The sequence below is a fragment of the Williamsia sp. D3 genome, from assembly GCF_000506245.1.
Lineage (GTDB): Bacteria > Actinomycetota > Actinomycetes > Mycobacteriales > Mycobacteriaceae > Williamsia > Williamsia muralis.
In genome coordinates this window covers 126,003-139,477 of the sequence record NZ_AYTE01000047.1, presented here as the reverse complement: position 1 = coordinate 139,477, position 13,475 = coordinate 126,003, and the positions used below count along the sequence as shown (strand labels likewise).

The following is a 13,475-nucleotide window of genomic DNA, read 5'->3' as shown; positions in this document are numbered from 1 at the left end:
GAAAGCGCTCCTAGTGTGATTCGGCGCGGCGCATGATCGCCTCCGCCTGTCCCAACAGGGGTGAGTCGATCATCTGGCCGCCGACCTGGAAGACCCCGCCGGTGTTGTCTTTGTCGGCACCCAGAATTTGTTCCGCCCAACGGATCTCGTCGTCAGTGGGCCGGTAGGCCGCTCGAACGATATCCACCTGCGAAGGGTGGATACACGCGGTGGCCTCGTAGCCCAGGTTCACCGCGTCGAGCGCCTCTGCGTGCAGACCGTCGGTGTCGGCGATGTCGATGTGTACCGAGTCGACGGCGAAGCGCCCGTGGGCTGCGCAGGCCAACCGAACCATTCCGCGAACCTGCCTGACCACGTCTCGATAACGTCCGGCGTTGGCTTCGCCGGTGCTGAACCGGCTCGACCGCCCGCCCATGGCGGCGACGAGGTCTTCGGCGCCCCACATCAGCCCGATGCAGTTCGGCGACGAGGCGATCTGCTCCACGGCCAGGGCACCGGCGGGGGTCTCGATCAAGGCGATCACCTGGTACCCGACCTGTGACAGATCCTCGGCGGTCTCACTCTTGGACAGCATGACAACGCGGTACGCCGTCTGCGCGAGGGCTTTGAGGTCGCGGTAGTGGTCACCGGTGCCGGCGGCGTTGATCCGCACGATGGTGATGTTCGGGTCGATCGGGTTGTTGATCAGTGCTTCGCGAGCGGCCTCGCGCGCCTCCGGGCGCACCGCATCCTCGAGGTCGATGATGACCGCGTCGGCGCGCTCTGCAGCTTTGGCATACCGCTCGGGACGATCTGCGGGGCAGAACAGAATGGCCGGGCCGGGCGGACTCCAGTTGGTCACCGGTGCTCCTCCTATGTCTCGGTGCGCCACCTGTCTGGACCTCACGTGACGCGCTTGCGCACGAGCGTGGACCGCTGAGCTACAGCAACCACGTCGCCGTGCTGGTTTCTTCCGATGTGACGCAATGACACCACGCCCTCGCCGGGTCTGGATTTGCTTTCCCGTTTTCCCGTGCATTCGGTCTCGGCATACAGCGTGTCACCGTGGAAGAGCGGTGCGGGGAACGCGATCTCCGAGAAACCGAGATTGGCCACCAGGGTTCCCTGCGTCAATTGACTCACCGACAATCCGACGATCGTCGAGAGGGTGAACATCGAGTTCACCAGGCGCTCCCCACCGAAACCCGGTTGTTCGGCGGCGTACGCCGCGTCGAGATGCAGTGCCTGGGTGTTCATGGTCAGGGTGGTGAACAAGACGTTGTCGGCCTCGGTGACCGTCCGCCCTGGCCGGTGCTCGTACACCGTGTCCACCTCGAACTCGTCAAACCACAAGCCGCGCTGGGTGACCCGACGTGGTTGCGGCGAGCCCTCGCTCTGGCGGTCCGTCTCGTTCTCGCCGGTCATGCGAAGCCCAGCTCGCGCGCGATCAGCATCAACTGCACCTCGGTGGTGCCCTCGCCGATCTCCAGGATCTTCGAATCCCGGTAATGGCGTGCCACCGGATATTCGTTCATGAAGCCGTAGCCGCCGTGGATCTGCGTGGCCATGCGTGCGTTGTCCATGGCGGCCTCGCTCGAGACCAGCTTGGCGATCGCCGCCTCCTTCTTGAACGGTTTGCCGGCGAGCATCTTCGATGCCGCGTGGTAGTACGCGGTGCGCGCGGTGTGTGCGCGAGCCTCCATCCGGGCGATGGCAAACGACACCGATTGGTATTCGCCGATGGCCTTGCCGAATGAGTGACGTTCCTTGGCGTACTTCACACTCTCGTCCACGCAGCCCTGCGCCACCCCGGTCGCCAACGCCGCGATCGCGATTCGTCCCTCGTCGAGGATGGACAGGAAGTTGGCGTAGCCGCGGCCGCGTTCACCGAGCAGATTCTCCGCGGGCACCCGCGCGTCACTGAAACTGAGCGGGTGGGTGTCCGACGCGTTCCACCCCACCTTGTTGTATGCGGGCTCGGCGGTGAAACCCTCTGTGTCGCTGGGCACGATGATCGTCGAGATCTCCTTGCGGGCCGACCCGTCCGGCCCCGGTGACCGCGCTCCGGTGACGGCCGTGACGGTGACCAGCGAGGTGATGTCGGTGCCGGAGTTGGTGATGAATTGTTTGGCCCCGTTGATGATCCACTCGTCGCCGTCCTGCTTGGCCGTGGTGGCGGTGGCACCCGCATCCGAGCCCGCGCCCGGCTCGGTGAGCCCGAACCCTGCCAACGCGCGGCCGGCGATCAGGTCCGGCAGCCACTTCTGCTTCTGCTCTTCGGTACCGAACCGGTAGATCGGCATGGCGCCGAGGCCCACACCGGCTTCGAGGGTGATGGCCACCGACTGGTCCACCTTGCCCAGTTCCTCGAGCGCCAGCGACAGCGCGAAGTAGTCCCCTCCCATCCCGCCGTATTCCTCACCGAACGGCAGACCGAACAGGCCCATCTCCCCCATCTGGCGCACCACCTCGTACGGGAAGGTGTGTTCGGCATCGTGTTTGGCCGATACCGGGGCAACCACCGACTGTGCGAAGTCGGCCACTGTCCTGCGCAGTTCGTCGTACTCGACCGTCAGGTCGTCGGTGATGGTCATGTGGGATTTCCTTCCGAGTGGTCGATGATTGTTGCCAGCCGCTGGCCGCTGGTGACCTTGTCGCCGACAGCGACCACCACCGACAGGTCACCGGCACGTGGAGCGGTCAGCGTGTGTTCCATCTTCATCGCCTCGACCACCAGTACGGGCGTACCGGCCTCCACCGACTCGCCTCCTGGATGCAGCACGGCGACAACGGTTCCCGGCATGGGACTGGTGATCTCCCCGAGTTCCTCGGCATCGGTGGACGACCGCAGGATCTTCGACTCGGCAATTTCCCAGGTACCGGCCGGGCCGCTGACCCAGTAATGCCCCGGACTGTCGGTCCGATGGCCTGCGGCCGGCTTCGGTGGTGCCTGCACGATCAGCCATCTCGACGTCATGCCGTCGAGGGTGAGTCGCTCGCCGGACACCGACGCTGTGGCTGTACGGTCACCGATGGTGACGCGGGCGTCGGTCTCCGGTCCGGTCACCGCGACCGTCACCACATCGTCCCCGACCTGCAGTCGTGTCCTTGTAGGTGCTGGTCCACCGACGCGCCAGCCAACCTGCGAGGTCCACGGTGTCTCACCGCTGCGACCGGTTCGCACCCGGTGAAGCCCGACCAATGCCAGCGCCTCGAAAGGGGGCGGGGGTTCGCGGTAGTCGACGACGAGGCGGTCGAGCAGCTCGGTGTCGAGCTCTGCGGCCCGAACGTCGGGCTGGTCGAGTACGTGGCGGCAGAACCCGATGTTGGTGCGAACGCCGAGCACGTGGGTGCGCGCCAACGCCGCATCCAGACGGGCGATGGCATCGGCACGATCATCGCCGTGGACGATGACCTTCGCGAGCATGGGGTCGTAGTCGCTGCCCACCACGTCTCCGGTGACGATGCCCGAGTCGACCCGGACACCAGGGCCTGCGGGTTCGTTCACGAGGAGCAGGGACCCACCGGTGGGAAGGAATCCGGCAGCAGGGTCTTCGGCGTACACCCGGGCTTCGATTGCGTGGCCGGTCATCGTCACGTCGTCCTGGGCGAAATCCAGTTTGTCCCCCCGGGCCACCCGCAGCTGCCAGTCGACGAGGTCGACGCCGGTGACCATCTCGGTGACCGGGTGTTCCACCTGCAGACGGGTGTTCATCTCCATGAAGAAGAACTCGTCGGGTTTGTGTGCCGAGACGATGAACTCCACCGTTCCGGCGCCGGTGTAGCCGACCGACCGCGCCGCGTCGCAGGCCGCCGCGCCGATGCGGGCACGCGTGGCGGTGTCAAGCAGCGCCGAGGGCGCCTCCTCGATGACCTTCTGGTGCCGTCGCTGGAGGGAACATTCGCGCTCACCGAGATGCACCACGTTGCCGTGGGTATCTGCGAGTACCTGGACCTCGATATGACGCGGGGTGTCCACGAACCGTTCGAGAAACAGCGTGTCATCGCCGAATGCCGCCTTGGCCTCGCGCCGGGCGGTCCGCAGCGCCGCAGGCAGGTCGGCCGGATCGGCAACGCGGTGCATCCCTTTGCCGCCACCGCCCGCGCTCGGTTTGATGAGCACGGGGAACCCGATGTCGGACGCTGCCGCGATCAGGTCGTCGTCAGTGAGCCCGGGCCGGGAGATGCCGGGAACCACGGGGACGGCGCGGGCCGACACAGCCTCCCGCGCGGCGATCTTGTCGCCCATGATCTCTATCGCCGCTGCCGGCGGGCCGAGGAAGACGATCGACGCCTCCGCCAGTGCACGTGCGAATGCCGCGTTCTCCGAGAGGAATCCGTATCCGGGATGTACCGCATCGGCGCCGACACTCTGTGCGGCAGCGATCACTGCGTCGATCTTCAGGTAGCTCTCGGTGGCCGCAGCCGGGCCGAGTCGGACGGCCTCGTCGGCCATGGCCACGTGCAGCGAATCAGAATCTGCGTCCGAGTACACCGCAACGCTGCGGACTCCCGCTTGCCGCAGAGTGCGGATCACCCGGCAGGCGATCTCCCCGCGGTTGGCGACCAGTACCGTGTCTATCTGTTTCATCGCCACATCACATCCGAAAGACGCCGTAGGACACCGGCGCGAGCGGTGCGTTGCGCGCGGCGGCCAATGCCAGCCCGAGCACGGTGCGGGTGTCGGCGGGATCGATCACGCCGTCATCCCATAGCCGTGCGGTGGAGTAATAGGCGTCCGATTGTGTTTCGAACTGCTCGCGAATCGGCGACTTGAACTGTTCCTCGTCCTCCGCAGACCACTCCTGACCGCCACGCTCGATCTGGTTGCGCCGCACGGTCGCCAAGGTGTCGGCAGCCTGCGGTCCACCCATCACCGAGATGCGTGCATTGGGCCACATCCACAGAAACCGTGGCGAGTAGGCACGCCCACACATCGAATAGTTGCCGGCACCGAACGATCCACCGATCATCACGGTGAACTTGGGCACCCGAGCGCAAGCCACCGCGGTGACCATCTTGGCGCCGTTCTTGGCGATCCCGCCCTGCTCGTATTCCCGTCCCACCATGAACCCGGTGATGTTCTGCAGGAACACCAGAGGAATCTTGCGTTTGTCGCACAGTTCGATGAAATGCGCTCCCTTGAGCGCACTTTCACTGAACAACACGCCATTGTTGGCGATGATGCCGACAGGGTGGCCATGGATGTGGGCGAATGCGGTGACCAGCGACGTCCCGTATCCCGCCTTGAACTCATCGTATTGACCGGCGTCGCAGATGATCTCGATCACCGCACGAACGTCGTACGGGGTACGAGCATCGGTGGGGACCACGTCGTAGAGATCGGTCTGCGCCGCAACAGGTTCGCGAACCGGCTGCACGTCCCATTGCGGGGGGTCGGCCGGCCCGAGCGTGGCGACGATCCGCCGTACCCGTTCGAGCGCGTCCTCGTCGTTGTCCGCGAGGTGGTCGGTCACCCCGGACACGGTCGAGTGCATCAGTCCGCCACCGAGGTCCTCGGCGCTGACATCTTCTCCGGTTGCGGCCTTCACCAGTGGCGGTCCGGCGAGGAAGATGGTGCCCTGATCGCGCACGATCACCGTCTCGTCACTCATGGCCGGCACGTAGGCACCACCGGCTGTGGACGACCCGAGCACAGCCGAGATCTGCGGGATACCTGCCGCACTCATGTTGGCCTGATTGAAGAAGATGCGCCCGAAATGGTCGCGGTCGGGAAAGACCTCGTCCTGCTGCAGCAACATCGCGCCGCCGGAGTCGACCAGGTAGATACACGGCAACCGGTTCGCCGCCGCCACCTCCTGGGCTCGCAGATGCTTCTTCACGGTCACCGGGTAGTAGGTGCCGCCCGACACCGTCGCGTCGTTGGCGATCACCACGCACTCACGTCCGGCCACCCGCCCGATGCCGGCGATCACCCCCGCCGCGGGCGCCTTGCCGCCGTACATGTCCTCGGCCGCCAGCGGCGCAATCTCCAAGAACGGACTCCCGGCATCGAGAAGCGTGTCGACCCGGTCACGAGGCAGCAGTTTCCCGCGGTCCAGGTGCCTGGCCCGCGCCTTCTCGCCGCCACCCTGGGCCACGCGATCCAGTCGGGCACGCAGAGCCGCCACGTTGGCTTCATGCGTTGCACGCCACCGGGGTGCGGTTGCGGTCGTGGACACCGGCGTCCACCGCCTTTCAGTTAGGAACGATTAACTGAAGTCACTGTAAGTGCTGGCAGACCCATTGTCACGCGATTGGCGACATCGCGGCCGAAGTTTCGCCGATCCCGCCCACGCCCGCACACATCGCCTGCCCCCGATATCCGCGCACGCCGATATCCGTCGTGACCCGCATCACAGGTTGAAGTACGATCGCGGTACCGAAGAACAAGCTCCGACCCACCACCCCCGGGTCGGCACAACACAATAGAGAGCCGGGTAAACAGCCATGACCCTCGTTACGCAGAACCACCACGACGGCGACCACGACCGCAATCCACTGGGCGGAGCAGCCGCTTCCGTCGAGTCCTTCTCACTGGACGACCGCTACACCCGCGAGTCCGGGACCGTCTACCTCACCGGCATCCAGGCATTGGTCCGGATGGTTCGTGACCGGGCCCGTCTCGACCGCCGGCAGAATCTGCGCACCGCGTCCTTCATCTCCGGCTACGAGGGTTCTCCGCTCGCCGGGTACGACCTCGAGATCGCCCGTCGCGCCAAGTACCTCGACCCCTTCGACGTGGTGCACCGCCCGGGACTCAACGAAGAGATCGCCGCGACGTCGGTGATGGGTTCGCAGGTGGCAGCCCAGGTCGGGACACTGTCGAACCGCGGAGAGAACAGTGCGCTCGACGGCGTCGTCGGCTACTGGTACGGCAAGGCTCCAGGCCTCGACCGGGCCACCGACGCCCTCCGGCACGCCAACATCATCGGCACCCACCCCACCGGCGGTGCCGTCGCCCTGGTCGGCGATGATCCGGGTGCCAAGAGTTCCACCGTCCCCTGCGCCTCCGAGATGGCGCTGGCAGACCTGTACATGCCGATTCTCTATCCCGCCGACTCCCAGGACATCCTCGATCTCGGAGTCCACGCCGCGATCATGTCGAGGGTGTCCGGCCTGTGGACGTCGATGAAGATCTCCGCCCATGTCGCCGACGGGGCATCCACCGCTGACGTGCACCCCGACCGCATCCTCCCCATCTACGGCGATCTCGGCACCAGTCCGCATGTCCCCAGCGGAAAGCTGTTGGGCGCCAACCTCATGGAGCTCGAACAGAACCAGCTGACGATCCGTCTGCCCCGCGCGATGGAATACGCACGCATCAACAGGCTCAACCGGATCGTCTCGCGCACCCCGGACGACAGGATCGGCATCGTCGCGGCGGGCAAGACCTACCTCGATGTCCGCGAAGGGCTGCGGCTGATGGGGATCACCGACGCCGACCTGGGCCGCCTGGGCATCCGGATCCTGAAGATGGGCATGGTGTACCCGTTCGAGCGCGAGATCATGACCGAGTTCATCGCCGGGCTCGACGAGGTCATCGTGGTCGAAGAGAAACGAGACTTTCTCGAAACGATGATGCGCGACATCCTGTTCCGCCGCCCGGATGTGCCGAACATCGTCGGCAAGTCCAACGAAGACGGATCCACCCTGTTCTCGCGGTTCGGTGAACTCGACATCGACTCGGTCACCCGCGGTCTCGCGAACCGACTCTCCCGTCACCACGAGATCCCTGAAGCCACGAACTGGCTCGAGACCAGCGGTCGCAGTCGGGGCCGCATCGAACTACCGCTGGCAGTGCGCAGCCCGTACTTCTGCTCGGGATGTCCGCACAACAGCTCCACCAAGGTCGCCGACGGAACATTGGTGGGCGCCGGGATCGGTTGCCACGCCATGGTCTTGCTCATGGACCCCGACCAGGTCGGTGACATCGCCGGAGTCACACAGATGGGCGGCGAGGGTGCGCAGTGGCTGGGAATCTCCCCGTTTGTCGACGAGAAACACTTCGTGCAGAACATCGGCGACGGAACCTTCATGCACTCGGGATCGCTGGCGTTGCGTTCGGCGGTCGCCGCCGGATCGAACATCACCTACAAGCTGCTGTTCAACGGCACGGTCGCGATGACGGGCGGACAGAACCCGGTCGGTCAGATGGACCTGCCGCAGATCACCAAACTACTTCTCGCCGAGAGGGTTCGGCGTGTGGTGGTCACCTCGGACGATCCGATTCGCACCCGCTCCCTGCAGCTACCGCCCGGGGTCGAGGTGCGCAGTCGAGACGACATGATGCAGATCCAGCAGGAGCTCGCGGCCATCGAGGGTGTCACTGTGCTCATCCACGATCAGCATTGCGCTGCAGAGAAGCGGCGCAAGCGCAAGCGCGGTGAGCAACCGACTCCCACCACGCGCGTGATGATCAACGAGCGGATCTGCGAGGGGTGCGGAGACTGCGGCGAGAAGTCCAATTGCCTGTCGGTGCATCCGGTGTCGACGGAGTTCGGTCGCAAGACCCGGATCGATCAGAGTTCGTGCAATCTCGACTTCTCGTGCCTCAAAGGCGATTGCCCGTCGTTTGTCACGATCACCCCCGGCGAGGCCGCTCGGGTTCGCCACACGGTGCCGAACATCGACGCCGACGTGTTGCCGACGCCCACCGCCACCAAACGGATCGACGACGGATTCACCCTCCGGGTCACGGGTATCGGCGGCACCGGGGTTGTCACGGTGTCCCAGGTGATCGCCACCGCAGCCGTTCTCGACGGGCACGTGGCACGCACGGTCGACATGACCGGGCTGGCGCAAAAGGGGGGCGCAGTGGTGAGCGACGTCAAGGTCAGCTCGGGCGTGGTGGAACAGGCGGCGAAAGTCGCGTCGGGTGACTGCGATCTCTACCTGTCGTGCGACGGACTCGTCGGCGTGGACCCGGCGAACCTGAAGGTGGCCTCGCCCCTCAAGACCACCGCCATCGTCTCCACCACCAAGATCCCGACAGGCGCAATGGTCATCGACACCTCGGTGTCCTACCCCAGCGATGCACAGATCGCGTCGTCCATCGACCGGTCGGTGCAACGAGGCATCTACCTCGACGCCGGCGAACTCACGCTCGAACTCTTCGGGGACGAGCAGTACGCCAACATGCTCCTGGTGGGTGCGGCATTCCAGTCGGGAGCCATGCCGATCACGGCCGAATCGATCGAGCGTGCCATCGAGCTCAACGGCGTTGCCGTCGAACGCAATCTGCAGGCGTTTCGCCGTGGCCGGCAGATCGTCGCCGATCGCGAGGCGGTCAGATCTGCTGTTGCGGCCGCACACCCGGCGCCCCCGCCGTGGCAGCCCAGCACCCGGGCCATCACCCTCACGCGGTCGCTGGACAGTGTGAGCACCGAGGTGCTGGGCACGGTGCGCCGCCGGGTCGATGAACTGATCGACTACCAGAGCGTCTCCTACGCAACCGATTACGTCCGGTTCGTCGGTGACGTCGCACGAGCCGAAGGCCGGCCCGAGGTGGGCGGCCTCACCGACGCCGTGGCGCGCAACTTGTTCAAACTCATGGCCTACAAGGACGAGTACGAAGTGGCACGTCTCACGCAGGACCACCAGTTCGCAGCCGAGGTCGCCGGCCAGTTCGGTGAAGACGCAAAAGTTGCGGTGCGCCTGCATCCGCCGACTCTCCGGTCGCTGGGCATGCGCAAGAAGATCGCCATCGGGGCCTGGGGCACGCCTGCGCTGAAGTCACTGGCGAAGGCCAAGCGCCTGCGTGGCACCAAGCTCGATCCGTTTGCGCGTGCCGAGGTCCGCGAGACCGAGCGGACACTGATCGTCGAGTACCGCGAACTCATCACCCGGTTGCTGGAGGCTTTTGCGGACGGCCGGCTGACCGCCGACGACATGCCTTCGGCTGTTGCGGTGGCCGAGCTGCCCGACATGGTGCGCGGATACGAAGACATCAAGATGCGCAACGTGGCCCGGTACCGCGAAGCAGTGGCCGAACACACTGCGGCACTGAATATCTGAACCACCGGCACCCCACGCAGTACGCGAGGACGCTCCAGGAGCACGTGGGCGTCCTCGCGTTCTGTCACCTCTGGTCAGCGGTGTCGCACCACCGGGGTCCCGAACTCAGCAGAGCCGCGTGAGCCATCCGAGCGAGGATCACGTGCAGACGCCGGGCATCCAGATCCGGGAGTCGCGGCGAGGAGTTGATCAGTCCGAACACGGCCTGAACCCGCGTCCGCGCTTCCTGCCGGGGTATCGAGCCATCGAGCTGGATCAGCGTGTCGGCCCACAGTTCGACGTACTGCCGCTGCAGACGTCTGACCGTGCGACTGGCTTCGGAGGCGAGTGACGAGAAATCTCGATCCTGCACGCGGATCAGCTCGGGCTCGCTGGTCGCGAACCGTACGTGGAAGTCGATCAGACCGTCCAGTGCTTCGTCGGGTCCGTCGGTGGAGGCGACCACCGATTGGCCGCCGTCGAAGAGCCGTTCCGAGATGCTGATGAGCATCTCGGCCAGGACTGCGTCCTTGCCCGTGAAGTGCCGGTACATCGCCGGACCGCTGACACCCACCGCGGCGCCGATGTCTTCGAGACGGACCCCCGCAAATCCTCGCTCGGCCATCAGACGTGCCGCTGCGGCCAGCAACTCCCGCCGCCGCGCAGCTTTCGCCAGACCCCTGCGTGTGACCGGAGCGGGTCCGGACGGGGTTTCTGCCGACGACTCGTGGACGTCATCATCCGCGGGCTCTGCGGGCCCGTCAGGAGTTCCGGCTGATGCAGTGGTCATCGCCTGCTGAGGTTACCCGCCCGACCCATGGGTCGGGAACGGGTTCGCCCAGCCGTCACACCGCACGTCAACGATGCAACGCGCGCCTGGCCAGCCGGTTCCCGAGCCACTGACCCAGTTGCACCAACACGATGAGCATCGCGATGACCACCACGGTGAGCTTCCAGTTGAATTGCTGATAGCCGTATTGCTGGGCGAAGTCGCCCAACCCCCCGCCACCGACGTATCCCGCCATCGCGGACATGTCCACAATCGCGACGAAGATGAATGTGTAGCCGAGCACAAGCGGCGCAAGACCTTCCGGGATCACCACCGTCAGCAACGTGCGAAGTCGGCTTGTACCCATCGCGCGCGCCGCCTCCACCACACCCGGGTCGACGGCCACGAGATTCTGCTCCACCACGCGCCCGATCACGAACACAGCCATCACCGTCATCGGGAATATCGCTGCCTCGGTACCGATCCTGGTGCCCATCACCTCTTTGGTGAGCGGTGCCATGGCCGTGATGAAGATGATGAACGGGATCGGCCGGACGATGTTGACCGCCACGTTGAGAAGGTTGTAGACAACCGTGTTGGCAAGCAGATTGGTCGGGCGGGTGGCGTAGAGCAGGGCACCGAGACCCAGCCCGATGACGCCGCCGATCACCAGCGTGAAACCGACGAGCTGGAAAGTCTGGATGACCGCGTCCCACAGGATCGGCCGCAGCTCTGGAGTGATGATGTCGCCGAGGAACACGGGCTACACCTCCTCTTTCACCGGATGTTCGGTGACGTCGGTCAGTTCGCGGAGGTCTGCAAGCGCCGCGTCGATCTCCCTGTCGCCACCCTGCAATGCAAATGTCAACGAACCGAACGGGCGCCGGGACAGTTCGATGATCCCGCCGTAGACCACCGTGGCCCGGACGCCGGGCCGCGCCAGGGCTCCGGTGACATCGACCGTGCCGGAATCGGTTTCCCGTACCGCAACGGTCACGAATCGACCGCTGTGGCGGGAGCGCAACCGGGCGAGCGTGTCCCCCGATGGCGCATCACCGACCGCCGAACGCACCAGGCGTCGCGTGATCGGCGACGCGGGCCCGGAGAACACGTCGTACACCAGACCCTGCTCGGCGAGACGCCCCGAATCGAGGACGGCCACCCGGTCACAGATGTCACGCACCACGTCCATCTCGTGGGTGATGACCACGATGGTGGTGCCCAGCTCGCGGTTTACCCGTTTGAGCAACCCGAGGATCTCCGCTGTCGTGTCCGGGTCGAGCGCACTGGTGGCCTCATCGGCCAGCAGGATCTTCGGTGACGTCGCCAGTGCCCGTGCGATTCCCACCCGCTGCTTCTGTCCACCGGACAGCTGCTGCGGGTACTGACGGGCCTTGTCACCGATGCCCACGAAGTCGAGGAGCTCGGTGACGCGAGCGGCACGCGCAGATCGCGTCATGCCCGAAACCTTCAATGGGAACTCGACATTGCCGGCGACGGTTCGCGACGAGAACAGGTTGAACTGCTGGAAGATCATGCCGATGTCCCCGCGCACGCGGCGCAACTGGCGTTCACGGGCCCGGCTGATGTCCTCGCCGTCGATCAGGATCTGCCCCTCGTCGGGGGTTTCCAGACCATTGATCAGCCGAACCAGGGTGCTCTTACCAGCACCTGAATATCCGATCACCCCGGTGATGTCGCCGCGGGCGATGTCCAGGTCCACCCCGTCCACCGCGACGAGCTGTTTGCCTCCTTTGCCGCGAAACCGCTTGGTGGCGCCCCGGAACGAGATGGCGGGTTCCTCAGGCACCGCTCGACTTCACCTGCTCCTGGAGTTCGACGGTGAGCTGCTGCAGTTCGGACGCGGGGTTCGTCTTGAAGACCCCACTTGCGCCCAGGTCCTTCTTCGCCGCCGCTTCCACCTCGGGGTCGTGGTAGAGCGCGGCCAACTTCAGGTAGTCGGCGTTGTCCTTGTCTTCGTCGCGTGCGACGAAAGCGTTGATGTACGGCTTGGCGATATCGCTGTTGGGGTCGTCTTGAGCGATCACCTTGTCCGCGCCGAGATTTGCCGACGTCGCATAATTGTTGTTGACGATCGCGGCATCCACCGAATCAAGGCTCTGGGCGGTCTGGCCGGCGTCGACTGCGGTCACCTTCACCTTTGACGCACCCTCGTTGATGTCGGCCAGGGTCGAGAACGCGGACCCGCCGTTCTTCAGGGAGATCAGGCCGGCCTGCTGCAACACCAATAGGCCGCGGGCCTGGTTGGTCGGGTCGTTCGGGATCACCACGCTGCCGCCCTGCGGGATCTCGTCCAAAGACGCGTGTTTGGTCGAGTACAGCGGCAAAGGATAGACGGCCGTTGCACCGATGGGCACAAGGTTCTGATTGTTCTTCGCGTTGTAAGTGGCGAGGTACAGCAAATGCTGGAACTCGTTGAGCTGGAGTTCTCCCTCGGCCAGCGCGGGATTGGGCTGGTTGTAGTCGGTGAAGTTCACCAGCTCGACGTCGATGCCCTCATCGGAAGCCTTCTGCTTGAACACATTCCAGTAGCTTTCACTGGCGTCGGCGACACCGATCTTCACCGTGTCCGAGTCGTCGCTGCCGCACGCGGCCATCCCCAGGGCCAGCAGGGGCAGAACCAGTAGCAGGGCAAGCCTTCTCAAACGCATGACAACCCGTTCCCTTTCGTCTCACGGCCGAGGCGGCCGAGCACATGAGCGACCGACCG

General features: G+C 65.2%; 10 protein-coding genes. 1 reads left to right on the top strand and 9 read right to left on the bottom strand.

Annotation, left to right across the window (positions count from 1 at the left end; all coding sequences use genetic code 11):
• Positions 1-10 precede the first annotated feature (10 nt).
• The 5 genes from W823_RS53910 to W823_RS53890 are packed head-to-tail and all read right to left on the bottom strand — an operon-like array spanning position 11 to position 6,161.
• The gene (locus W823_RS53910; protein ID WP_023962708.1) at positions 11-841 is read right to left on the bottom strand and encodes a CoA ester lyase; all 831 of its coding nucleotides are present in this window, start codon (positions 839-841) and stop codon (positions 11-13) included.
• 41 nt (positions 842-882) lie between these two features.
• A complete protein-coding gene (locus W823_RS53905; RefSeq protein ID WP_023962706.1) occupies positions 883-1,404 on the bottom strand; it encodes a MaoC family dehydratase in 522 nt (173 codons plus the stop codon).
• Positions 1,401-2,573 carry an acyl-CoA dehydrogenase family protein gene (locus W823_RS53900; RefSeq protein ID WP_023962704.1) on the bottom strand — a complete coding sequence of 391 codons (1,173 nt, stop codon included), beginning with the start codon at positions 2,571-2,573 and terminating at the stop codon, positions 1,401-1,403. The genes W823_RS53905 and W823_RS53900 overlap by 4 nt, the downstream gene beginning before the upstream one ends.
• Entirely contained in the window at positions 2,570-4,570 is a 2,001-nt protein-coding gene (locus tag W823_RS53895; protein ID WP_023962702.1) for an acetyl/propionyl/methylcrotonyl-CoA carboxylase subunit alpha, read from the bottom strand. Before W823_RS53895 ends, W823_RS53900 begins: the two co-directional genes overlap by 4 nt.
• A 7-nt stretch (positions 4,571-4,577) precedes the next feature.
• Entirely contained in the window at positions 4,578-6,161 is a 1,584-nt protein-coding gene (locus W823_RS53890) for a carboxyl transferase domain-containing protein (RefSeq protein WP_023962700.1), read from the bottom strand.
• Positions 6,162-6,429: 268 nt separating this feature from the next.
• Between W823_RS53890 and W823_RS53885 the strand changes: the two genes are divergently transcribed.
• Complete coding sequence (locus tag W823_RS53885; RefSeq protein ID WP_023962697.1) at positions 6,430-9,996, top strand: indolepyruvate ferredoxin oxidoreductase family protein; 3,567 nt, start codon at positions 6,430-6,432, stop codon at positions 9,994-9,996.
• 64 nt (positions 9,997-10,060) lie between these two features.
• On the opposite strand, the gene W823_RS53880 is transcribed toward W823_RS53885, so the two are convergent.
• From W823_RS53880 to W823_RS53865, 4 genes are all read right to left on the bottom strand, one after another.
• Positions 10,061-10,765, bottom strand: coding sequence for a TetR/AcrR family transcriptional regulator (locus W823_RS53880; protein WP_023962695.1), 705 nt, complete (start codon positions 10,763-10,765; stop codon positions 10,061-10,063).
• A 67-nt stretch (positions 10,766-10,832) separates the two neighbouring features.
• Entirely contained in the window at positions 10,833-11,504 is a 672-nt protein-coding gene (locus tag W823_RS53875; protein WP_023962693.1) for a methionine ABC transporter permease, read from the bottom strand.
• Positions 11,505-11,507: 3 nt separating this feature from the next.
• Positions 11,508-12,554 carry a methionine ABC transporter ATP-binding protein gene (locus tag W823_RS53870; protein WP_023962691.1) on the bottom strand — a complete coding sequence of 349 codons (1,047 nt, stop codon included), beginning with the start codon at positions 12,552-12,554 and terminating at the stop codon, positions 11,508-11,510.
• Positions 12,547-13,416, bottom strand: a complete 870-nt coding sequence (locus tag W823_RS53865) for a MetQ/NlpA family ABC transporter substrate-binding protein (protein WP_023962689.1) — start codon at positions 13,414-13,416, stop codon at positions 12,547-12,549. The genes W823_RS53870 and W823_RS53865 overlap by 8 nt, the downstream gene beginning before the upstream one ends.
• Positions 13,417-13,475 lie beyond the last annotated feature (59 nt).